Origin of the sequence: Flagellimonas okinawensis (assembly GCF_029194005.1) — a bacterium.
In the GTDB taxonomy this organism is placed as follows: Bacteria; Bacteroidota; Bacteroidia; order Flavobacteriales; family Flavobacteriaceae; genus Flagellimonas; species Flagellimonas okinawensis.
In genome coordinates this window covers 61,417-84,005 of sequence record NZ_JARFVA010000009.1, presented here as the reverse complement: position 1 = coordinate 84,005, position 22,589 = coordinate 61,417, and the positions used below count along the sequence as shown (strand labels likewise).

Annotated in this window: 20 protein-coding genes and 1 pseudogene; 17 read left to right on the top strand and 4 right to left on the bottom strand. The window is 40.0% G+C overall.

Going from position 1 to position 22,589, the window contains the following annotated elements; translation table 11 throughout:
• Positions 1 to 269: pseudogene (locus PY091_RS17865) on the bottom strand (HTH domain-containing protein); the annotation flags it as partial.
• A 187-nt stretch (positions 270 to 456) separates the two neighbouring features.
• Between PY091_RS17865 and PY091_RS17860 the strand changes: the two are divergent.
• From PY091_RS17860 to PY091_RS17810, 11 genes are all read left to right on the top strand, one after another.
• On the top strand, positions 457 to 1,788 hold the full coding sequence (locus PY091_RS17860; protein WP_275650853.1) for a TolC family protein: 1,332 nt from the start codon (positions 457 to 459) through the stop codon (positions 1,786 to 1,788).
• Positions 1,789 to 1,792: 4 nt separating this feature from the next.
• Positions 1,793 to 3,025 carry an efflux RND transporter periplasmic adaptor subunit gene (locus tag PY091_RS17855; protein ID WP_275650852.1) on the top strand — a complete coding sequence of 411 codons (1,233 nt, stop codon included), beginning with the start codon at positions 1,793 to 1,795 and terminating at the stop codon, positions 3,023 to 3,025.
• A 6-nt stretch (positions 3,026 to 3,031) separates the two neighbouring features.
• Positions 3,032 to 3,778 (top strand): ABC transporter ATP-binding protein, encoded by a 747-nt coding sequence (locus tag PY091_RS17850; protein WP_275650851.1) that lies wholly within the window; start codon positions 3,032 to 3,034, stop codon positions 3,776 to 3,778.
• Positions 3,775 to 5,001: an ABC transporter permease gene (locus tag PY091_RS17845; protein WP_275650850.1), complete on the top strand. Its 1,227-nt coding sequence runs from the start codon at positions 3,775 to 3,777 to the stop codon at positions 4,999 to 5,001. Before PY091_RS17850 ends, PY091_RS17845 begins: the two co-directional genes overlap by 4 nt.
• A 12-nt stretch (positions 5,002 to 5,013) precedes the next feature.
• Positions 5,014 to 6,045, top strand: coding sequence for a sensor histidine kinase (locus PY091_RS17840; RefSeq protein ID WP_275650849.1), 1,032 nt, complete (start codon positions 5,014 to 5,016; stop codon positions 6,043 to 6,045).
• A gap of 3 nt (positions 6,046 to 6,048) precedes the next feature.
• Positions 6,049 to 6,780 (top strand): LytR/AlgR family response regulator transcription factor, encoded by a 732-nt coding sequence (locus PY091_RS17835; RefSeq protein WP_275650848.1) that lies wholly within the window; start codon positions 6,049 to 6,051, stop codon positions 6,778 to 6,780.
• Between the two features lie 181 nt (positions 6,781 to 6,961).
• Positions 6,962 to 8,017 (top strand): sensor histidine kinase, encoded by a 1,056-nt coding sequence (locus PY091_RS17830; RefSeq protein WP_275650847.1) that lies wholly within the window; start codon positions 6,962 to 6,964, stop codon positions 8,015 to 8,017.
• Positions 8,014 to 8,697, top strand: a complete 684-nt coding sequence (locus tag PY091_RS17825) for a LytR/AlgR family response regulator transcription factor (RefSeq protein ID WP_275650846.1) — start codon at positions 8,014 to 8,016, stop codon at positions 8,695 to 8,697. Before PY091_RS17830 ends, PY091_RS17825 begins: the two co-directional genes overlap by 4 nt.
• A gap of 103 nt (positions 8,698 to 8,800) precedes the next feature.
• A complete protein-coding gene (locus PY091_RS17820; RefSeq protein WP_275650845.1) occupies positions 8,801 to 9,583 on the top strand; it encodes a dioxygenase family protein in 783 nt (260 codons plus the stop codon).
• Between the two features lie 19 nt (positions 9,584 to 9,602).
• The gene (locus PY091_RS17815) at positions 9,603 to 10,307 is read left to right on the top strand and encodes a pirin family protein (protein ID WP_275650844.1); all 705 of its coding nucleotides are present in this window, start codon (positions 9,603 to 9,605) and stop codon (positions 10,305 to 10,307) included.
• Between the two features lie 614 nt (positions 10,308 to 10,921).
• Positions 10,922 to 12,007, top strand: a complete 1,086-nt coding sequence (locus tag PY091_RS17810; RefSeq protein WP_275650843.1) for a Fic family protein — start codon at positions 10,922 to 10,924, stop codon at positions 12,005 to 12,007.
• Between the two features lie 215 nt (positions 12,008 to 12,222).
• On the opposite strand, the gene PY091_RS17805 is transcribed toward PY091_RS17810, so the two are convergent.
• Positions 12,223 to 12,981, bottom strand: coding sequence for a LytR/AlgR family response regulator transcription factor (locus PY091_RS17805; protein WP_127138109.1), 759 nt, complete (start codon positions 12,979 to 12,981; stop codon positions 12,223 to 12,225).
• A gap of 7 nt (positions 12,982 to 12,988) precedes the next feature.
• The gene (locus tag PY091_RS17800) at positions 12,989 to 14,785 is read right to left on the bottom strand and encodes a tetratricopeptide repeat-containing sensor histidine kinase (protein ID WP_275650842.1); all 1,797 of its coding nucleotides are present in this window, start codon (positions 14,783 to 14,785) and stop codon (positions 12,989 to 12,991) included.
• A 188-nt stretch (positions 14,786 to 14,973) separates the two neighbouring features.
• Here PY091_RS17800 and PY091_RS17795 point away from each other — a divergent pair, with 188 nt between their 5' ends.
• The 6 genes from PY091_RS17795 to PY091_RS17770 all read left to right on the top strand — a co-directional run bounded on the left by PY091_RS17795 (position 14,974) and on the right by PY091_RS17770 (position 21,300).
• On the top strand, positions 14,974 to 15,513 hold the full coding sequence (locus PY091_RS17795; RefSeq protein ID WP_275650841.1) for a hypothetical protein: 540 nt from the start codon (positions 14,974 to 14,976) through the stop codon (positions 15,511 to 15,513).
• Positions 15,510 to 16,556 (top strand): hypothetical protein, encoded by a 1,047-nt coding sequence (locus PY091_RS17790; RefSeq protein ID WP_275650840.1) that lies wholly within the window; start codon positions 15,510 to 15,512, stop codon positions 16,554 to 16,556. The genes PY091_RS17795 and PY091_RS17790 overlap by 4 nt, the downstream gene beginning before the upstream one ends.
• Positions 16,557 to 16,559: 3 nt before the next feature.
• Positions 16,560 to 17,591 carry a hypothetical protein gene (locus PY091_RS17785; RefSeq protein ID WP_275650839.1) on the top strand — a complete coding sequence of 344 codons (1,032 nt, stop codon included), beginning with the start codon at positions 16,560 to 16,562 and terminating at the stop codon, positions 17,589 to 17,591.
• Between the two features lie 16 nt (positions 17,592 to 17,607).
• Positions 17,608 to 18,768: a hypothetical protein gene (locus tag PY091_RS17780; protein WP_275650838.1), complete on the top strand. Its 1,161-nt coding sequence runs from the start codon at positions 17,608 to 17,610 to the stop codon at positions 18,766 to 18,768.
• Positions 18,769 to 18,771: 3 nt separating this feature from the next.
• Positions 18,772 to 20,019 (top strand): hypothetical protein, encoded by a 1,248-nt coding sequence (locus PY091_RS17775; RefSeq protein WP_275650837.1) that lies wholly within the window; start codon positions 18,772 to 18,774, stop codon positions 20,017 to 20,019.
• Between the two features lie 158 nt (positions 20,020 to 20,177).
• Positions 20,178 to 21,300 (top strand): IS3 family transposase gene (locus PY091_RS17770; protein WP_275650836.1). Its coding sequence is split into 2 segments (ribosomal slippage): positions 20,178 to 20,431 and positions 20,430 to 21,300, totalling 1,125 coding nucleotides; the frame shifts between segments, so codons are not numbered across the junction.
• 177 nt (positions 21,301 to 21,477) lie between these two features.
• On the opposite strand, the gene PY091_RS17765 is transcribed toward PY091_RS17770, so the two are convergent.
• Positions 21,478 to 22,569: a formylglycine-generating enzyme family protein gene (locus PY091_RS17765; protein WP_275650835.1), complete on the bottom strand. Its 1,092-nt coding sequence runs from the start codon at positions 22,567 to 22,569 to the stop codon at positions 21,478 to 21,480.
• Positions 22,570 to 22,589 lie beyond the last annotated feature (20 nt).

Sequence of the window (22,589 nt, the reverse complement as noted above, 5' to 3'; positions counted from 1 at the left end):
TTGTCAAAATAGGGAAAGTACTGCCTTAAGGTCAGCAACCGTTGGCTCTTGCGCTTTTGCCCGTCCTTAAAAAGGTTGTGGAGTTCCTCCAAGGTCATCTTCTCCACCTCGTAGGCCGTAAAACGGTAGCGCTTGAAGAATTCGATGTACTTCCTGATTGTGACACGGGATATGCCCAATTGCTGGCTTATCCTCCGTTTGCTAGTGCCGGAGGTGTACAGTTTGTAAATCAGTTTTGTTTTTCGCATGTCTATCTGCTTGTTCGCCATGGTGCTTTTTAACAAAAAAAGCACTTAGACTTTTTACAGATAGATCTAATCTAAAGGTGGTCCACTTTGGCCCGGCGCGGGTGGGTCACTTTCGTCCGGCCAGCTATGGTCACTTTAACCCGGCGAGGGTGGTACACTATGTCCGGCGTTTCCACTTTATTCGAATTTTGTTAGAAAATGTATAACAATGAAGATTCAGGCAATAGCGGCTATTTTCTTTTTGAGCTTTCAAATAAATGCTCCGGAAATGGATTCTTCGGCCACCAAAAAAGTGTGGTCGTTGCAAGATTGTATTTCCTATGCACTGGAGAACAGTATAGAGGTAAAACAAGTTGCTTTGGAAAAGGATGGGGCCGAAGTAAACCTCATGCAATCCAAATATGCAAAACTGCCTAACTTGGGCAGTAGCGCATCACAAAACTTTTCTTGGGGGTCTTCGATAGATCCCATTACCAGTGATTTTGTTTCCCAGGAAATCAAATCCACCAATTTGGGATTGAGTACCTCTGTCACTTTGTATAATGGCAGTCAGCTAAATAATGCGGTGAGGCAAAACAGATTGATGGTGGAACAGAACGAACTGTATGTAGAGGAGGCAAAGAACAATATCACCCTAAGTATTCTGGAGGCTTACCTACAGATTCTTTACAATAAAGAAAGTATGGAGGTGGCTCGGAACAATTTAACTGCATCTGAAAAAGAAGTGGAACGGGCGAAGGCTCGTTTAGAGGCTGGAAACATTGCAATGATCGATTATACCGATGCACTCTCCCAAGCGGCTACCAATAAAACAAATTTGATCAGTGCAAAGAACAGTTATGCACAACAGGTCATTGTACTAAAGCAGCTATTGGAGCTGGACCCTATGAAGGAATTGGAAATTGAGCCCTTGGAAAACCCCTTATTGGATGGCCTGTCAGTACCCAATAAATTTACAGTGTATCAAAACGCAATAGGAAGAATGCCTGAAATAAAGGCTTCTGAACTGGGCACTTCCATAAACGAAAAAGACCTGGATATTGCCAAAGGCGGATTTTTGCCCACATTGTCCCTGACAGGGAGTGTTGGGTCGGGTTATACAAGTACCAACGATCTTACTTTTACTGATCAATTGGATGTGAACTTTAACCAACGGGTCGGCTTGTCATTATCAGTACCAATCTTTTCAAGGTATCAGAAAAAAGCACAGGTGGCCAATGCCAAAATAGGAATAGAACAATCCAAACTCCAACTGCAAAGTGCAAAGAAAGAACTGTATCAAAAAATAGAGACCGCATGGCAAAATGCCCAATCGGCCCAAGAACAGATCCAAGCCTCCAAAGCAGCCAGTGATGCGGCAGAGGAATCCTTCAAATTGGCACAAAGGCAATATGAACTCAATGCATTGAGTACAACAGATCTCGTCATTAGCCAAAATACGTACACCAACGCACAATTAAATTATTTACAAGCAAAATACTTGGGCATACTGTACAACGAGCTCCTTGAATTTTATCAGGGAAATGAAATTAAACTTTAATAAAATGAAAAACAGGAAAATAAAAACCTTGGTCATTGTCGCTGGAATTATTTTGATTGCAGTTGTCGGATATAGCATGTTCTCCGGTAAATCACAGTCTGAGGTACAGGCCAAAACACTAAAAGTTATCAAAGGAGAAGTAACTACCATGGTCACCGCCACGGGAACCGTAGAACCATTGAATGAAGTGGAAGTGGGTACCCAAGTGTCCGGTGAAGTAGAAAAGATTTATGTGGATTTCAACAGCGAAGTGAATAAAGGACAATTGTTGGCCGAATTGGATAAGACCAACTTAAAAGCCGCATTGCTTCAAGCAAGGGCTACCTATAACAATGCCGTAAACGAAAGGGATTATTATCAAAAAATCTATAATCGTCAAAAAGTACTTTATGAAAACAAGGTCATCAGTCAAGCAGATTATGACGAAGCGCTTTATAATTTGAAAAAATCCAAAAGTACGGTGGTACAATCCAGCTCCAACTTAACCGAAGCCAAGACCAATTTGGGGTATGCGGATATTTATTCCCCGATAGATGGGGTAGTGTTATCTCGTGAAATTGACGAAGGGCAAACTGTTGCCGCAAGTTTTGAGACACCAACTTTGTTTACCATTGCCAAGGATTTGAAAAAAATGCAGGTCGAAGCAGACGTAGATGAAGCCGATATCGGTGGTGTAGTGGAAGGTCAACGCGTTGTATTTACCGTGGATGCCTACCAAGGAGAAACCTTTACAGGTACTGTAATCCAAGTCCGTTTGGACCCGACGGTGGAATCAAATGTGGTAACATATACAGTAGTAATTGAAGCCGCGAACCCAGAACTGAAATTGAAACCTGGACTTACTGCTACGATTTCCATTTATACCTTAGAGTTGAAGGATATCCTTACCATAGAGGCAAAGGCTGTAAACTTTCAACCTAACATGGATTTGCTGATGCAATATTTTGATCAACAGGGGATTGCTATGGCACCACCTTCAGATAGGCCAACCCCTCCCAGTGAAGATGTAAACATTGTTTGGACCAAATCTTCTAATGGAATTAAACCCCAAGAGGTAAAACTAGGGGCTAGTGATGGCGTTAACTTACAAGTCTTGGAAGGCTTGTCCGAAGGAGATGAATTGGTGTACAGTCTTAAAGCAGTAAGTAATGGTGAAACAGATGATACGGCTAGTTCTGGAAGCCCATTTATGCCAAAACCACCAGGAAGAGACAACGATAAGAAAGAAGACAATTAGAAAAAGATGGCAAAGACAATCATTAAAATAGATGATTTGAAACGGGAATTCCGAATGGGGGATGAGATTGTACATGCCCTTAATGGGGTGTCTTTGGATATTCATGAAGGAGAATTTGTGACCATAATGGGTTCCAGTGGTTCCGGTAAGAGTACCATGCTCAATATTTTGGGATGCTTGGATAGTCCTACTTCAGGGTCTTATGAGATTGATGGTGTTCCTGTCAATAGTCTGGACCGAAATGAACTGGCCACCATTCGAAATGAGAAAATCGGCTTTATTTTTCAATCCTATAATTTGTTGCCAAGAACAACAGCGATAGAAAATGTAGAGCTTCCTTTGATTTATAACAGTAAAATTTCATCCGAAGAAAGACATCGAAGAGCCGTGGAGGCCTTGGAAATGGTTGGTTTGGGAGAGCGTTTGGATCACACTCCCGCACAGCTTTCCGGTGGACAACAGCAAAGAGTGGCCATAGCACGTTCCTTGGTTAACGACCCCGTGATTATCTTGGCGGATGAGGCAACAGGAAACTTGGATACCAGAACATCCTATGAGATTATGTCTCTTTTTCAAGAATTGAACAAAAGAGGAAAGACGATAGCCTTCGTGACCCACGAACCAGATATTGCCGAATTCAGTGGTAGAACCGTGATTTTGAAGGATGGTCACATCATCAAGGATGAAATGAATACCAACATCAACGATGCAGCAAGAGAATTGGCTGCATTACCAAAAGAAGCCCACGAATGAAAACAAGGATTTTAAATCTAATCAAAATCGCGTTGAAGGCCATTGTCCTGAATAAAATGCGAACCCTGCTCACCATGTTGGGTATTATCATCGGTGTGGCATCAGTAATCGCCATGTTGGCCATTGGGGAGGGATCTAAACAGAGCATTCGAGATGAAATTTCGAGTATGGGATCTAACATGATCAATATTAGGCCAGGTGCCGATATGCGTGGCGGGGTACGAATGAATCCCAGTGAAATGCAATCTTTGAAATTAAAAGATTATGAAGCTTTAAAGAAGGAAGCGTCTCTTTTGGCCTACGTAACCCCTCAAGTGAGCGGTAGTGGCCAATCCATCAACGGGGCCAACAACTGGCCAACTTCCATTTATGGGGTGAACCCTGAATATTTGGATATCAAAATTTGGGATTTGCAAGATGGGAGTATGTTCACCAATGCTGAGGTACGTTCCGCTGCAAAAGTGGCTGTGATTGGGCAGACCGTGGCAGAAAACCTATTTACAGATGGAGAAGATCCCGTAGGTAAAATGATACGATTCAACAGCATTCCATTCAAAATTATTGGGGTGCTTTCTGAAAAGGGGGAGAGTAATTTTGGTCAAGATCAAGACGATGTGATTTTGGCACCCTACACCACGGTTCAAAAACGTATTTTGGCCATTGACTACATTCAATCCATTGTAGCCTCAGCCATAAGTGAGGAAGATGCTCAAGGAGCGGTTGACGAAATATCTGCTATATTGCGGGAACAACACGATATATCTGGTAACCAAGAGGATGATTTCAATGTTTTTTCCATGGATGAATTAATAACCACATTTAGTTCCACCAGTGAAATGCTTACCGTATTATTGGTGGCCATTGCCAGTATATCCTTATTGATCGGTGGGATAGGAATTATGAACATTATGTATGTTTCAGTAAAAGAACGTACCCGCGAAATTGGACTCCGTATGTCTGTAGGAGCCAAGGGAGCCGATATATTGTTGCAGTTTTTGATTGAGGCGATTTTAATAAGTGTTTCAGGGGGAATTATAGGAGTAATATTAGGCTTTAGCGCCACCTTATTTATTAAGGGATTCTTGGGCTGGCCAACTATAATAACTTCCTATTCGGTAATTGTATCCTTTGCGGTTTGTGCCGTAACTGGTATTTTTTTTGGATGGTATCCTGCCCGAAAAGCCTCGGCTTTGGACCCGATAACAGCATTGAGATACGAATAAAACTTGCTTGGTATGGGAGTATTGAATAACATATGGCGTAAAATTTTCATCCATCTAATGGTATGGGTGGTCTTGTTCAGTTTCCCATATCTCTTGAGCTACGATACAGATCAGGCCTTTAAACATGTGGTGGCCTTTTCTTGGATACCATTGTTTTTATACATGGTGACCTTTTATTTGAACTATGTTTTTTTTGCAGATAAACTTTTCTTTCAAAAAAGAATAATTGTATTTATCGTCATAAATATACTCTTGGTAATCGTTATGATTGGGTTTCGTGAATGGTTTACCGAACTTTTTTTTCCGAGACCGCAAATGGATGATGGGAACGGTCCTCCGCGAACCATGGTTTATTATGTACAGACGCTGTCATTTTTTGTTCCAATTGTATGGGCCGTATCCCTGAGGACCATGGAACGTTTGAATAAATCGGAGGCCGAGAAAAAAGAGGCGGCCCACCAACAGCTCAAATCCGATCTACAGCATTTGCACTACCAATTGCAGCCCCATTTTTTCTTTAATTCCTTGAATAATATATATGCTCTGGTGGACATTTCACCTGAGGAGGCGAAATCAACTATCCACAGCTTGAGCAAGCTTATGCGCTATCTTTTGTACGATACAAGAACCGAAGAGGTTCCGTTGAAGATGGAATTGGACTTTATGGAAAAGTATATTGAATTGAGTAAACTCAGACTTACGGAGAAGACCAAGGTAACTTATAACTTTCCTAAATTGGATGATAGTATAAAAGTTCCCCCTTTGCTATTTATATCCTTGATCGAAAACGCATTTAAACATGGTGTTTCGGCTCAGGAAGAAAGTTGTATCGCTTTTGATATGGCAATAGAAAGAAATAAAATTGTTTTTAAGGGTTGGAATACCGATTTTCCCAAAACACACACAGATCATAGTGGGTCTGGAATCGGATTACGTAACTTAAAGGAGCGCTTGGAACTCTTATATCCAAACGAACACAGTTTTAATCAGGAAATCAGCTCTGGATATTTTCATGTTAAGGTTGAAATCCCTTTAAAAGGATAATTCATGGAAAAAAGAAAATTAACCTGTATCGCCGTGGATGATGAGCCAATGGCGCTTAGATTAATAAAAGGTTATATCGCTAAAACCCCATTTCTCGAACTACAAAATTCTTTTTCCAATGCTGTGGAAGCATTGGAGTTTTTCAATAGCAATCCTGTAGATCTACTATTCCTTGACATACAAATGCCGGATCTAAGTGGAATGGAACTATCCAAAATTGTCAAGGGAAAAACAAATGTCATTTTTACAACGGCCTTTGACAGGTATGCACTTGAAGGTTTCAAAGTGGATGCAGTGGATTATTTACTTAAACCGTTCAATTATGGTGAATTCCTAGTAGGGGCACAAAAAGCCTATGATCGCATACAACCTTCCAGCATAGAACCCCAAAAGATTCCAGCAAACTCGGATAAAGATTTTCTCTTTGTCAAATCCGGATATAAACATTTAAAGTTGCAGTTGGATAAGATCCTCTATTTTGAAGGTCTGAAGGATTATGTGAAAATCGTTGTCAAGGATAATCCAGGTCCAATTTTAAGTTTAATGACGTTAAAGTCTTTGGAAGCTGATTTGCCTTCCGATAGGTTCATGAGGGTTAATCGCTCATTTATTGTGGCCTTGCCGTTTATAGAAGAAGTGGAGCGTGGACTTATTTTAATCAACAACACACAGATTACGGTTTCAGAACAACACAAGGACAAATTTTTGGCCTATCTGGATGATAACTCGATTTGAGGTCGTTGCAATGGTAGAACAAAAGGCTTATCCATATTGACAATAGGTTATGGCTTCGTTTTAAACATTGTTGCCGGTATTTTACCGAAAATTTGGATTCAGTTCACCTCGGGAATACCTTGTTTGACCTCAAAAATTTAAGTAGATGGTCCATATCAAGTAGGTTTGATACATTTAGTTTATGGCTACTTTTTTTAAAAACAGAATTCTTCTAACAAATTTGGTGATCGGGGTTGCTCTGTTGAGTATTCCTGTTTTGACCTCACCCGACTTCGGAAGTAATGTTTCTCTATTGAAAATTAATCCCTTCAAGCGTAACTTGACGGGATATCTATTGCTGTTGAGCTTCTTTTATGCAAACTATTATTATTTCATTCCCAAATTCTACAATCAAAAAAAAATGTGGTTATATGGCGTGGTAACCTTATTTTGTTTGGTCATCATTGCCAATCTTCCATCCTTGATTTTTGATGGGAATCCTTCAAGTCAGGATTATCCAGGAAGACCCATACTTCCAGATGATATGCCAAATGGTGTAAAACAACCTCCTTTCGATTTATTTGATTTTAGGGATACTTTCATTTTCCAATTTTTGATGGTACTGGCTTTATCACTTCTATTAAGATTGGATAATCAACTAAAGCATATTAAAAGTGAAAAGTTACGCAGCGAGGTTTCTTACCTAAAAGCCCAAATAAATCCTCACTTTCTTTTTAATACCTTAAACAGTATTTATGCACTAACTTTAACAAAATCCGATAAGGCACCCAAGGCATTGCTCAAGCTTTCCGATATGATGCGTTACGTGGTAACCGAGAGTGATACCCAAACCGTTCCCTTAGAAAAGGAAATTGCCTATATAACCGATTATATTGATCTTCAAAAACTTCGTATGGGAGACGAAGTGGATTTCATATATGAAGTCAACGGAAATCCAGAAGGAAAACAAATTGCCCCCATTATTCTTATTAATTATGTGGAAAATGCTTTTAAATATGGCGTGAATCCCGATGAGTCATCCCAAATCCATATATTGATTGCTATTGATGATAAAGGGGTCATGTTGGATGTCAAGAACAAAATAACCGTAGAGAAAAGTGTATTGGTCGATAGTACGGAGGAGGGTGCCAAGAATGCGGGGAAAAGATTGGAATACCGTTACCATGGTAAACATTCTTTGAATGTCAACCAGTCTTCGGAAACATATCACGTTAAATTGTATATACAGCTTGTATGATAAGGGCCATAGCATTGGATGATGAAAAACTTGCCTTGGAAGTAATTCGAGCGTACAGCGACCAAATCGAATACCTGGATTTAATACAAACTTTCACAGAACAAGCGAAAGCGGTCAAGTACCTAAATAAGTTTGAAGTTGATTTATTGTTCCTTGATATTCAAATGCCAAACTTGGATGGCATAAGCCTGTATAAATCATTAAAACAAAATCCAAAGGTCATATTTACCACGGCTTTCAGTCAATATGCAGTGGAAGGATTCAATGTGCAAGCATCGGACTACCTGCTTAAACCAATTTCCTTTGAGCGTTTTATGACCGCCGTGGAGAAAGCTAAAAAAGAGCTTGAACTTCAAAGTGACAGTATAAAAGAAAATACACATATAACTGTTCGTGCTGATTTTAAACTATATCAAATTCCCCTCGATGATATTCTCTTTATTGAAGCTTTGGATGACTATATTCAATTGCATTTGGAAAGTGGTAACAGGATTACGGCGCGCTCCACAATGAAGGGGATTTTGAAAAAACTTCCCGACTCCAGATTTAAAAGGGCCCACCGATCCTATATTGTTCCCATTGAAAAAGTAAAGGCCATATATAAAAATACTGCCAAAATAGGTGAGCATACCATTCCTTTGGGTAATGCATATAAGGAGGGTGTTTTAAAAAGTCTTTAACATTTCAGGCAAGTTTACCTCAAAAATTTCTGTATTCGCCTCAAATATTGGCAGATGCTTTCTTCTCCTTATAGTTTTAGGCAATAATTAAAAAAAAGATACCATGGAACGTAAGGAATTTATAAAGGGATTGGGGTTGGCCGGACTTTCTATAACAGGTCTAACCTTTATCGGAGCTTGCTCAAAAGATGAAACTATTGCCATAGATGATCTGGAAAATACCGACGCCGATTCAAGTACCAATACAGATACTACTACCGATACCACCACGGATACCAATACTTCAGGTGATTGCGAAATTACACCAAGTGAAACAGAGGGGCCATTTCCAACAAAGGATCCGGCAGAGTATGTTCGTGTAGATATTGTAGGTGATCGTACCGGAATTCCTTTGGATTTGGATATCAAAATCAGGAATGTCAATGATGAGTGTAATGCATTGGAAGGGGCGATTGTTGATATTTGGCATTGCGACAAGGATGGAAACTATTCGGAATACGGCGGTTCCGGAATGCAACAGACGAACTATACCAGTAATCATTTTTTGAGAGGAAGGCAAACATCCGACACCGATGGTTTGGTTGAATTTGCAACAATATTTCCCGGTTGGTACAGTGGTCGGTCAACACACATCCATGTGCACATTTATAATGAATCGGGCGAATCGCTTTTGGTAACGCAAATTGCATTTCCAGAAGGAGAGAACAGTGCCGTTGTGCGGGTGAATGCCGCAAACGACGAAGGATATACCAAAGGAATGTCTGGGTATACCTACCATGCGCAGGACAATGTGTTTGGTGATGGAGTAGAAGAAGAACTGGCGAGTGTCTCAGGAAGCAATACTGAAGGCTATGTTCTTACCCATGATATTTATGTGAGTGCTTAATTGAAAAGATATTGAAGTGATGATAGCCCAAAAAACCGCTAGAATTTTTAAATCGCAAAGGAGAAACCGTCAACAGGTTGAAGGATATCAATGTCTTACGACACTAATTAATGATGATTTCAATGGAAAAAAGCAGAATCCATTTGAAATATTTACCTCATTAAATGATGAAACCCTGGCCCCAAACAATAGCAAGTTCTATTATATGGAGGAAGGTGGACACATCATACTAATGCCTTTGGTCGGAATGGTGGAGGTTGAGGTTTCCGTTGATGGAAAAAGAAAAATTTTGATACCTGAAGAGCTACAGGTTCTGAATATGGAAAAAGGACAGTCGCTTCATATTTCAAATCCCTACGATAAGGAATATGTCAATTATCTTCAAATTCATCTAACAAAGAATCAATTTCAGGGAAAGAAGACTTTTGAGGGTTACGGGGCCAATAGTTTACATAGATTGCTAAAAACAGGTACATCCATTTTAAACTTTGGAGTTTTTGAAGGTAGAAATGAATCCCAATACAAATTGGAAAACCCCAATAATGGAATATTTGCCTTTGTTATAAACGGGGTTTTTGAAATTGAGGACCGATTATTGGAAAGCCGGGATGGTTTAGCACTATGGGACACCGATACTGTTGAAATGGAAGCTCTTTCAGAAAACGCGATAATCCTTTTAATGGAGACACCATTACTGGATGATTTGGAAACCAAGAACCTTTAATAAGGTTAATTTGAACCTACTTTTAAATAGAATCAAATTGTTGGTATGGGTTGTTTGACTAAGCTCAATTTTTTATTTCTGAGTTTTAAAGTATTACGGTTTTACAAAGCAAAAACCTTATAATCGAATCGATTGCTTTCAGATTGTTATATTTACTATGTGAAAGTCCAAAAATCACACGAGGATGTCCTATTGGGTGTCCTTTTTTGGATGGTCAAGAAAAAACTCTGGAAACATAAGGGGTTTTAAAGGATTGGTTAAAACTGCCACCCCGACAAAAAACGGTTCATTTGCCTTTAAATGAAACCATAAATATCTGAAAACCAGAAAATTAATATTTTCTGGTTTTTTTGTGCCCAAATTTAACCAAGGATAAAGGTGTACATAGGGGTCCAGTTTTTATCTAATATCTCCAAACCTCCCGTCAATGTTAGTATTCAGGGTTTAGGTTCAAAATGATGAAGAAATATATTTTTTGAATGATAGGGAAGTCGAATTTTGGGAGGTGATTTGAATTTCAAACACGGGTAAAAATTACCTCAATAGTTTGAACGAGTGTAAAAAATGTTTATTTTTGCCCTTGTAATTGATTCAAGAGTAAATTTTACCTGTATATGGTTTCTTTCGATAAAACAAAACCGTTCAACAATTTGCCTCCACTTCCACCTCAAGAAGATTTGGAAACTAAAGTCATACTTTCTAAGACCATAACTGCAAGTAGGGCCTTGGCACAATTGAATGGAGCCATTAGGAATTTGCCAAACCCAAGCTTGTTTTTGGATAGCTTGCATCTTCAAGAAGCCAAAGCAAGTTCTGAAATTGAAAATATCATCACAACAAATGACGATTTGTATAAGGCGGTTGTTGCAGATAAAAAATTTGACAATGCGGCGACAAAAGAGGTCATTAAATATAAAGAAGCTATATGGCTTGGCCTGAAAAGGCTTGAGGATAAACCCTTTATTACGACTAACTTATGTATTGAAATTGTTCAATGTATCAAACAAAATACTTCTGGAATACGAACTTCAATAGGTACGACCCTATCAAATACAAAAGGGGATATTATCTATACACCACCTACTGGCGAGGATATCATACGTGGAAAAATGGCCGATCTAGAAAAGTTTATCAATCAATATGATATGATGGATCCATTGATTAAAATGGCCATATCCCATTATCAATTCGAAGCAATTCATCCATTTTCGGATGGCAATGGGAGAACGGGTAGGATTTTATTGTTACTGCAATTAAAATTGGAGCAACTTTTAGATATACCAGTATTGTTCTTAAGTAACTACATTATCAAGCACAAGGAATTGTACTATCAGCATTTGCGAAATGTAACGGAAAAAAATAATTGGACAGACTATATCTTATATATGCTTGATATGATCGAGCAAACATCTATTCTAGGACTCAGTCGCTTGGAATCCATTGTTGCCCTGATGGAAACCACTGGACTTAAAATAAAGGAACAATTACCCAAAGTCTATTCAAAGGATTTAGTCGAAGTCTTGTTCAAGTTACCTTATACCAAGCGCCAAAACCTTATTGATATAGGTTTGGGCACTCCTAAAACAGTTGGAAACTATTTGATGGAATTGGAAGAGCAAGGTTTTCTGAAATCTATAAAAGTTGGAAAGGAAAAATTGTATTTGAACCATGAATTGATGAAAGTCTTGGAACAAGGATAATTTTATTAAGAATACGATTCGATCTTAAAATGAGGATTTAGAATCACTAGGTTCAAATCGGGTCAGAGATTTGAACCCTTTTTATTTACTTTAAATGAATTTGGATAATGGCATGTTGGTAATTTACCAATGCTATATTTTTTTCGTTTTGGGTGTATACTATGCCCGATTTTTGCAGTAGGGGTAAGGATTTGGGTAGAATGTAAAAAAGAAAATCAGGATTCAAGGCCAGGATTAAGTTTTTTCATAAGCTCTTCTTTACGTCTAACGGCAACCTCAATTTTGGAGCCATCGGTCAATATAATATGACCTCCTTTCCCTTTGATATAGTGCTCTACTAATGATAGATTGACAAGATGGGACTTGTGCACTCTAAAAAAAGTATTGCTTTCCAGAATACCTTCAAAATACTTCAAGGTTTTGGAGGCCGTAATCTTTTTATTGGAAAGTGTGTGGATGTGTGTGTAATTGACATCCGATTGAAATCTAATAATGTCGTTTGTATCTACCATGGCAAATCCGTCCAAGGTAGGAATTGCAATTCTTTTTGATGATTCGTTTCCTTCTTTAAAATTATGGAATAGAATATCAATCTTTTTGGAAGTTTCTTTTAGGTTTCTTTGTTCCCTTAACTTTTGTAACGCACTGGCCAAATCAATTTTGTCAATTGGTTTTAAGAGATAATCCAACGCTGAGAACTTAAATGCCTTTAGGGCGTAATTGTCAAAAGAGGTGGTAAATATCACTTCAAAATCGAAAGTGTCCAGTTGAGATAGCAGGTCAAAACCTGTATTGTTCCCAAGTTGCACATCCAAAAAAACAATATCGGGGGATGAATCAGTGATTTTACGTTGGGCCTCATCAATGGTTTTGCAGCGGGCCATAACTTCAATATCATACCCTTCGTCCTGTAATAATCCGTCCAAACGGTTGATACAGTGTTGCTCATCATCGACGATAATAGCCTTTAACATAGTGTTTTTAAAATTGAAGTTCCAAAGGAAGCCTTATCTCTACACGAAGCCCTTCCGTTTTGTCCAACAAATTAATAGATCCATTGGTATTCTTTAAATGGTTGATGATATCTATTCGATTGCTGGTAATTTTTACACCAAACGAACCTTTCCTTTTGGCCTTTGTATTGGTTGCTGATCTTCCGACTCCATTGTCCTCCACAATGTACTCCAACATGTTATCATCTTTTTTTATCAAGAGGTCGATTTGTCCATCTCCTTGTTTTGGGGCAATCCCGTGCCAAATACTGTTTTCTATAAATGGTTGCAATAAGAGCGGGGGTACCAGTGTGTTTTCCGGTTCAACGCTTTCATCAATCGATATGCGGTAGTTGAGCTTATTCTCCAATCGGAGGGCCTCTATCTGCATGTACAGTTCCATCAACTCCAGATCTTCCTCCAAGGTAATCCATTTTTTTTCGGAGTTTTCAAGGATCGATCGTGTGAGTTTGGAGAACTTGACCAAATAATCATCGGCCTGTTGAATATCCTTCTTTGAGATAAAATCGCTAATGGAATTGAGTGAATTAAAAATAAAATGGGGGTTCATTTGGGAGCGCAGGGCTTTGAGCTCGGTCTCTGCCACCTTTGCGTTGAATTCGGCCACTTTTCTTTTTTCCAGTGCATCCCGTCTGCGCTTGTACAAAAAATATCCTAAAATAGAGATCAATGCCAAGAGTATCGCCCCCAACAAATACCCATTTTTCACTAATTCCTGTCTCTTTATTTCCTCTAGGGCGACCGCTTGTTGGCGCTCCATTTGAAACTGCATTTCCTTTCGGGTCAATTCAGACCTCTTTTCCTCATTCAAAACACTGTCCCTGAGTTGCACATGTTCTTTGTAGGCGTCAAGGGCTTCGGCCATATTTCCGTTGTTCTCGAATACCTGGCTCAACACTTCCCACGAATCGGATTCCCATTCCACAGCACCAATCTCCTTCGAAAGCGAAAGGGCTTGGCGGGCATTTGTTTCTGCCATTCCATAATTGTTGAGCAATACATTGATTTTACCAATACTGTTCAATGCGGAGGCCTCAATATACTTGTTCCCAATCTGTTGAGCGAGGTCTGCTGCTTCTTGATAGTGTGCAAGCGCTTTTTCGTTCTGTCCCAGCTTTTTGTAGGCCAAGGCCAAGTTATTGGTAATCGCTGCTATAAACAGATTGTTCTCTTCCAGTTTGGCCAATGCAAGGGCCTTCTCCAAATAGGCAACACCTTCTTCAAAATTTTCGGTGTCGTTATACACAATGGCAATATTCGAAAGTGCTTTGATTTCATCTGGTCTGTTGTTCAGTGATTGTGCCGTTGATAAATAGGCGCGATAATTTGTCAAGGCTTTGTCATATTCCTTTAAATCAGCGTGGATATTACCAATATTGCCCAATAGACTTGACTCTAGTTGTTTGTTGACCATCTTTTGGCTCAAAACCAAGGCTTTTTGATACGCATCCAATGCATTGAGATTGTCTCCCAAAACATAATAGAGGTTTCCTTTTTGACGGTGGGCCAGAGCTTCGCCCTTGATCCAATTTGTTTTTTCTGAAATAGCAATAGCTTCCTTAACATAAGGAAACGCCTCATTGGGACTGGAATAGGTCATCTCCCCAGCTATTTCAATAAGCAGTCCGGCTCTTATGGTATCTTGTAAAGTATGCCCCTCCAATTCATTTCTCAAGGAGTCAAGCTGTACCCCTTGTGAATTTCCGCATAAGGGTAAAAATATAATGAGAAGGGAAAAACAGGTTTTTTTGATCGGTCGCAGCATGTTCTGAGGTTAGTGAACCCCAAATTTAAGCCATTTGAACCATTAATAGGTTGTTCTGCCATGGTTTACGGATAGAGAAAGATTAGCTACGGTAATGTTGAATAAACATACGTATAATAATTGGCCATGGCACAGGGATAAAGGAATTCATAGTTTAGAGATTGCTATATGGCATAACCATTAACTATATGAAATACACCACCATGCTTTTTCTGTCCTGTTCGATGTTATTTTTCTTTGTTGGTTGTGGCCCCGATGATGGTAACGAACCTGAAAACGGAACATTAAACGAAGTACAGGGAACCATACAATTGTCCGGAGAGGAAACTTCGGAGCTGGGTACTTCATTAACCGTTGGTAATATTGAAGTAGCCAATGTTGCCCTTTCGGGGACAGATAAATCGGTAATTCTGCTATCTGAGAACATTACTGTTGTTGATAATGAATTCATTTATGAAAACGACCAAAATGGATTTGTAATCGTGGCAGCCGATTTTTCCACCGGTGGCTCGCCCGATATTGATAAGACCATATCCATGACCATAGTAAGGAATGGACAGGAGTTCCGCCATGCCTGTTCCTCACCCTACCAAAACTTTTTTACTGCATGCGGCGACGGGTTCGGTGTAAATTTTGAAACCAAACAGGTCATCTTTGAAAACACAACGGTAATCAATACCGATGATGACACCATTTTGACCATGGACGGAACCATAAATTGGGAATGAACATAAAAGAAACAGTGTTAATGGTAAGATTTGGGTTTAGCGTTTTTCTTATGGTAGCAGCAGTGTTCCATAGTTTTGCACAGACAACTGGTACGGATGGACTGGTTACCTATAAGTCACCCTCGGAGAATTATGTTTCAATAAATATTCAGGCGTACAAAGGATTGCACAGGTTTGGTGTTGTGGATTCTTATGACAATCAAAATGGCAGTACAAATGCCAATCCCAGATCCAATGCTGTAAGGCCTGTTCGTGGTGGTGGTCGAAACCCAGAACAGCTTAAAAAGAGTAAAATGGTAAATACAGGGAGAATCAATTTCTCCTTGTTGGTAAGCTTAAAATATCTCAAGCCATTTATGGGAGACTTGGAAAAAGACCGATTGATCATTTTAAGCAATAATCTTACAGAAAAACAATCGAATTCCGCCTACCTCCAGCGATTTTTGCTCAATCAGGTTGCTCCGAATTTGTGTTTGGACGAGGCATGCAAGAATGTCAATCGAGGTAAGAATGAGTTTGAAAGACAGCGGAATTATAAAACCTTTGTAAATACTTGTTTAAATCCGCTTTTGGTATGGAGTCAAGATGTTTTTAAAAATGATGAGCTGAGTGCTTATCATGTTTCTACCCTAAGTATTGGAGGAAATTATGATTTTGATAAAAAAGGCTATTGGGTGCATCATTATTTGAGCCTCAATGATATTTTCCCATTTAAACAGGGTGGGCGGAAGAGAGTGATCTTCGAACCTGTGAAGCCCTATGAAAATCAGCTTCTGAACAAATTGGCCCGAGGAAAAAGCATCAATTTCTTCTTACCGATGGATGAGCAAACTGCTGAGCGCTTTAAAAAAGAGGGCATCAACCGCCTATATCTGGTAAAAAAGATAAAATTACAACATTCGGATAAGGAGATGGATTCTCCCACAGATCCTATTGATTTTAACTATTCCCACGAAAGTAGTGACATGGAAATTTATACGGACGAAGCTCTTGTAAATCATTTTAGGACCCTATCCCTAACTAATCTCTTTTTTAAAAATTAATGCATGAAACAGGTTTTTTTTATAATAACGGTGTTGGTATTCCAAATTATGGGATGGGGACAGTCACAGGAAAAGGTATTTAATCCTCCCACCACTGATTTTATTTCACTTTCCTTGCAAACTCATAAAGGGAAGCTCCGTTTTGGGGTGCAGGACGAATATTTTCTAAAATCAGATGGGACCTATGTGAGTTCAAGGGATGAGGAGTACTTTGAAAAGGACAAACAATTCAGCCATAACAATGCGAGTAGGCACGCTTTTGTGGAGCTTTTGAAAATCAGGTTCAAAGAGGATATGTTCGATGTGATGGACAAGGATTTTTTTACGGAACGAACACAAAACATGTACGAAAAAGACCTTAAATCCCATACGGCCCAACAACATGTGCTGGCCCTTGCCAACGCCTTGTGCAACAAACAGCAGTCCATACGGTTTTTCTGCAACCCAAAAGAAGAAGATTGTGCTTCGGGATTCCAGCAGGATGGGTATTATAACGAACCGCGTAATATTAGGTCGTGGGGAGGAAGAGGAGCTTCAGAGTTCCAAAAATTAAGGGCATACACCAATTTTGTAAAGGAGAAGTTTCCGTTGGTGGGGAAGTGGGCAAAAACGCTTTATTCAGACAATGTCTTGGAGGGATATTATGTTACACGGACCAATTTGGGCACCTACGATTTTAAGAACGGAGGCTATTGGTTGAACACCTATCAGTTTTACAATCAAGGCTTTTTATTAAAGTGGTACGGACTCCAACCCGCCAATTCATCAGAAAGAAAGTTGATGCACCCCAACGGTTCGTCGATACTGTTCAAAATGTTGCCCGAAGAGGCTGAAACCTTCTCTGAAAAGAGCCAACAGATCTTTTTGGTATTTGATGTGTCTGGTTACCTCAATGGCTTGGAAAATTATAGGGCAGATCAACTCAAGACCACTTTTAGCCTCAACAGTCCTGTTATCGAAATCTATTCAGATGACGGACTTACAAAAAAGGTGGGTGCAATCAATATCAATACCATGGTATCCAAGACCAGATAATCCAAAAGTTATGAAAATGAAACCTGTAAAAACCAATGTCATTTTGATCGTGACTGTGTTAGGCTTGTTTATGCCTATTTCTGTCCAGGGTCAGTTTTTTAAAAAATTAAAAAAGAACGTAGAAAACAAGATTGTAAAAAAAGCTAGTGAGAAAACAGACGAGTTTTTGAATGGCAACGGTGAGAAAACGTCAGTTCCCGATGCAAAACCTGGGCCTGCATCGGATAATACAATCTCACAGAGTGAAACAGCGGATAAAAAAGACCCCGTTGCTGTAAACGATCACAATGTGCTAACGTTCAAGGCAACCTCCAAAGATTTCAGGGATGTCGTTATACAAGCGCACAAGGGACTTCCCAGATACGGAGATGTTTATTTTTTAAGAGGAACCACGGCACCGACGATGAACAAAGCATATAAGGCACTTTTAGAGTTGAAATTTCTGGAAAGTACCTTTAAGGATTTGGACCAATCAAAGTTGACCAAACATCAGAACATAGCAGGGGACCTTGCAAAAAAGAATTCTGAATTTGCCCAAAATCACTTGTTGATTCTAGCTAGGGAAACCCTATCCGATGAAAAACTTCAAGATTATTTTTGTGATTCCGAAGCCAAATCCCCCTGCAATTTTTATAATCCTGCTGGGGATAGGGCACATGTTTCCTCTTGGGGAGGTAATCGTAACAATGAGTTTGCCCAGAACCGCAGTTATACAAACTTTATCAAGAACCATTATGGTACTCTTCAGGCATGGAGCAATTCATTTTATGAAGATGGGACCCAAATTGCCTATTTCGTAGCTAGGGGAGCAGTGGCTGAAAAATATGATTTCAAAAACAAAGGCTATTGGATCAGAAGTATATTCTCCATTGGTGGGGACTTTATATTGCACAACTCTAATTTTTTGGCCTATTCAGAAAATGAAAAAACTTTGAAAAACTATTCAAAAAAGGTTTTTCTTCCTGTTGGACCCACTGCAGCCAAAACATTTAATTTAATTGAACGCTCCCCAGTGTTTGTGGTGTTTAAGGTCAAAGTAACCCCTAAGATCACGAGTCCGAACCGCATTTCATGGGAATTTGAACTGGAAGACACTAAGATGGAGTTTTACAAGGATGGCCTGTTAAGTCAAAAAATGGGTGAATCGGATATCAGGACTATTAAATTTAAGGATTGAGAGATGAAATGTAATTGTTCCAAAAAGGTTTTATGGCTGATAATGGGTGTTGTGATGATGGCCATGCCACAGCCTGTGAATGGTCAGTTTTTTAAAAAACTGAAAAAACAGGCAGAGGAAAAAATCATAAAAAAAGCGGATAAAAAAGTAGATGATATTCTTAATGGGAATAAGGATGCCGAACAAGGGCCAAGCACCCAAACAGGTGGTACAACCCAAACCGAGAAAAAAGCCATTAACCAAAATACAGGACAACAAAACGCCAATATATCATTTGATGATTCCAAGTATTTAGTCTACAAATCACCTAACCCGGCATTTAAAGACATTGTGATACAAAAGTTCAAAGAACTTCCAAGATTTGGTGCCATTGATGCTTATATGATGCGGGATAATCCAAAAAAAGTAGATCTTTCCAAGGAAGCTGCCGAGAAAAGAAATTTGACCGGTTTGGGATATACTGGGTTTGCACACTTGGTACGGATAAATATGCTTAAAGAGCATTTTAAGGTAATGGATAGGGACGCTCTTACACAACAGACCAAAGGCAAGGTCATTGAAAAGGAGGCCAAATCCAGTTTGGCGCAAAAAGTATTGAAGGAATTTGCTTTTGATTTGGGAACTGACGCACTAAAAAAAGAATATTTCATGAATGATTGGAGCGGAACAGGTAAAAGTGCAGTGGTAAGGGAATGGGGAGGACACCAAGCAGATGATTTTACGGAAAATGAACGGTATGTGAACTTTGTGGAAAAGTATCTGGATGTTATTTTAAAATGGGCCGAAGTCTTTTTTGCCGATGGTTCTGAAGATTTCCAACTGGTGTATGCCATAGAGTTTCAAGGCCAGTATGACTTTGTTAAGGAAGGTTTTTGGGTGCGGTTGCCTATAAAAAGACCACCCCTTGGGTTTGTCTCATCGATTGAGTACTTTAATGAATTCGCTCCCCAAACACCATACGGGAATGCGTTTTTCAATAAAACGGAACAAGTGGATTATATCAATGGCGATGTACTTTTTAAAATAAGCCCTGATAAGGCCGAAGCTTTGATTAATGATAAGAGTGTACTGCTACAACTTACAATGAAGGTTAGGTCTGTTTTTAAAGATTTTGATACGGGTAACCCTTTTGTTTATGGGGCCAACTATACCTATCATTTTCTAGATCCAATCTTGGAATTGTATTCGGATGCTCAATTGACTAGAAAAATAGGAGAAATCAATTTGGGAAACTTGGTATATAAAGACTAGTCTAGTCCAGCAAGTTTGAGATTTTGGAGATGTGCACAAAAATTAAAAGTTATTTGTACGTCATTGTTTTCATAATTGACCTCCTCCCTCTAAACCGGACAATTTAAAACTAGAGTTTCCGGGCGAATAAATGTTTAACTTTAAACAAGTATTTGCTTATGAGACGATCAAAGTATTCAGAATCGCAGATCGTATTTGCGATCAAACAGGTGGAGACGGGGACCCGTATCCAAGAGGTATGTCGCAAGATGGGCATCAGTGAGGCCACATTTTACAATTGGAAGAAGAAATATGGTGGGCTGGGTGTTTCCGAACTCCGGAGGCTGAAGAACCTGGAGGAGGAGAACGCACAGTTGAAGAAACTGGTCGCCGACCTGAGTCTGGACAAACAGATCCTGCAGGACGTGCTGAAAAAAAGTTCTGAGGCCGTCCCGAAAGCGCGGGATGGTCGATAATATAAGGATGGAGTACAATATTTCCATCCAGCGTTGCTGCAAGCTCGTATTGCTGCACAAGAGTGTTTTCTATTACAGGGCCAAGGGCCGTAGCGATGAACTGTTGCGCATGAGAATGAACGAGATTGCCGCTGTCAGGGTACGCTACGGGTTCTGGCGTATCCATATTCTTTTGAGACGGGAGGGTTTCATGGACAACCACAAACGCATGTACAGGGTCTATTGTGAGGAAGGGCTGAACCTGAGGAGCAAGCGGCCCAAACGGAACCGTTCCGCCGCACACAGACAACCCGCAGAGGGGAACGCCTCCAGTTTGAACGAATGTTGGAGCATGGATTTTGTCTCGGACCAGTTGTACAACGGGAGCCGTTTCAGGGCTTTGACTGTAGTGGATAACTATAGTCGCAGGTGTTTGGCCATCCATGCAGGAAAGTCTCTCAAAGGAAGTGATGTCGTACAGGTAATGGAAGCCATTACTTTTGGGAACGAAGTGCTGCCAACCCGTGTCAAAGTGGATAATGGAAGTGAGTTCATCAGCAAGGTATTGGACAAATGGGCCTATGAAAACAAGGTCGAACTGGACTTCTCGAGGCCAGGAAAGCCCACCGATAACCCGTTCATCGAGAGCTTCAACGGTTCGTTCAGGGACGAGTGCCTGAACGCCAATTGGTTCTTCTCTTTGGAGGATGCCCAGGAAAAGTTCGATATTTGGAAAGAGGACTATAACAACTATAGACCGCACAGCTCGTTGGGAGACATGTCTCCCAACGAGTACATTGAAATGAATGAAAACGGCCCGGATTCTCTAGTTATCACCGGTACCTAATTTTGGGAGGAGGTCATAATGATAATTTTATGAATTTAGCGATGTCCTAAAAGGGGGAAGGCTACACAAGGGTTAAGGATACAGACCATAGCAAAGTGAAAAAGTAACGAGAGAAATCCAAACTGGTATCCCAGGTATTCTAGTGGTACATGGAATGATAATAGAGAACCAACTGAATTATGGCCTCAAAACAGTCCTAAAACCTAAATGCTCCTGACCAGAATCGGGACTTGTTGCCATACGAGCTGAAATCCGATAACTCGCACAATAGGAGGCACTGCACAAAAAGGAGCCTCCTTTGATTACTTTTTCCTCAGCATAGGGGTTGTTGGGATTAAAGGCACTTTCTGCTCCCGGTGGATTTAAGGAAACTTCGTTTCCTGATGCAAGTTGTCGATAATAATTGGTATTGTACCAATCACTTGTCCATTCCCAGACATTCCCTGCCATGTCATAGAGTCCAAAATCATTTTTTGGATAGCTCATGACCGGAGCCCTTCGTTCATATCCATCCATTTTGGTGTTTTCTGCCGGGAACTCCCCTTCCCAAGAGTTGGCATGGTTCTTTAGTTCCGTAATATCATCCCCCCAAAAGAATTTAGCACCCGATTTGCCGGACCTAGCGGCATATTCCCATTCAGCTTCAGTGGGTAGACTACGTCCTGCCCAATCACAATAGGCAATTGCGTCCTCGAAAGCTATATGGACAACAGGATGGTTTTCTTTGCCCTTTATATTGGTGCCTGGTCCATTGGGATGTTTCCAATCCGCACCGATCTTCCATTCCCACCATTGGGAATAATCAAATAGGTTGGGAACACTTGTTTTAGTTTTTTTGAATACCAACGATCCTGGTTTTAGGATAGAATCGTGGGGTTTAGGAGTTCCTTGTGGCAACTGTTTCTTCATTTCCTCCCAATCGATTTCCCGTTCTGCCACCGTTACATAACCGGTCTCCTCCACAAATTTACCGAATTGGGCATTGGTCACCTCATGCACATCCATAAAGAAGCCATCCACCTTAACGGGATGAGGTGGTTTTTCATGAGCCATGGCCATATTATCATTAGGTACAGCTCCTTGTACAAATTCCCCTCCAGGAATCCATACCATATCATACGGTGCCTCAAAAGGGGCTTTTTGACTTATTGGTGTCAATCTCGTCTGTTCCGATTCTCTGTTGTCCTTCCTTGTATTGGATCTGCAACCTAGCATCACCATCACTAATGCAGTGCAATAGATGTATATTGGTTTTAATGTAAAATCCATATCAATGTCAATTGTCCTTC

Bases quoted from the DNA above. Each gene is read 5' to 3' on its own strand.
- PY091_RS17765 (WP_275650835.1), bottom strand. From the start codon at position 22,569: ATGGATTTTACATTAAAACCAATATACATCTATTGCACTGCATTAGTG.
- PY091_RS17840 (WP_275650849.1), top strand. From the start codon at position 5,014: ATGGGAGTATTGAATAACATATGGCGTAAAATTTTCATCCATCTAATG.
- PY091_RS17835 (WP_275650848.1), top strand. From the start codon at position 6,049: ATGGAAAAAAGAAAATTAACCTGTATCGCCGTGGATGATGAGCCAATG.
- PY091_RS17855 (WP_275650852.1), top strand. From the start codon at position 1,793: ATGAAAAACAGGAAAATAAAAACCTTGGTCATTGTCGCTGGAATTATT.
- PY091_RS17820 (WP_275650845.1), top strand. From the start codon at position 8,801: ATGGAACGTAAGGAATTTATAAAGGGATTGGGGTTGGCCGGACTTTCT.
- PY091_RS17805 (WP_127138109.1), bottom strand. From the start codon at position 12,981: ATGTTAAAGGCTATTATCGTCGATGATGAGCAACACTGTATCAACCGT.
- PY091_RS17790 (WP_275650840.1), top strand. From the start codon at position 15,510: ATGAACATAAAAGAAACAGTGTTAATGGTAAGATTTGGGTTTAGCGTT.
- PY091_RS17850 (WP_275650851.1), top strand. From the start codon at position 3,032: ATGGCAAAGACAATCATTAAAATAGATGATTTGAAACGGGAATTCCGA.
- PY091_RS17825 (WP_275650846.1), top strand. From the start codon at position 8,014: ATGATAAGGGCCATAGCATTGGATGATGAAAAACTTGCCTTGGAAGTA.
- PY091_RS17830 (WP_275650847.1), top strand. From the start codon at position 6,962: ATGGCTACTTTTTTTAAAAACAGAATTCTTCTAACAAATTTGGTGATC.
- PY091_RS17785 (WP_275650839.1), top strand. From the start codon at position 16,560: ATGAAACAGGTTTTTTTTATAATAACGGTGTTGGTATTCCAAATTATG.
- PY091_RS17775 (WP_275650837.1), top strand. From the start codon at position 18,772: ATGAAATGTAATTGTTCCAAAAAGGTTTTATGGCTGATAATGGGTGTT.
- PY091_RS17815 (WP_275650844.1), top strand. From the start codon at position 9,603: ATGATAGCCCAAAAAACCGCTAGAATTTTTAAATCGCAAAGGAGAAAC.
- PY091_RS17860 (WP_275650853.1), top strand. From the start codon at position 457: ATGAAGATTCAGGCAATAGCGGCTATTTTCTTTTTGAGCTTTCAAATA.
- PY091_RS17795 (WP_275650841.1), top strand. From the start codon at position 14,974: ATGAAATACACCACCATGCTTTTTCTGTCCTGTTCGATGTTATTTTTC.
- PY091_RS17780 (WP_275650838.1), top strand. From the start codon at position 17,608: ATGAAACCTGTAAAAACCAATGTCATTTTGATCGTGACTGTGTTAGGC.
- PY091_RS17800 (WP_275650842.1), bottom strand. From the start codon at position 14,785: ATGCTGCGACCGATCAAAAAAACCTGTTTTTCCCTTCTCATTATATTT.
- PY091_RS17845 (WP_275650850.1), top strand. From the start codon at position 3,775: ATGAAAACAAGGATTTTAAATCTAATCAAAATCGCGTTGAAGGCCATT.
- PY091_RS17810 (WP_275650843.1), top strand. From the start codon at position 10,922: ATGGTTTCTTTCGATAAAACAAAACCGTTCAACAATTTGCCTCCACTT.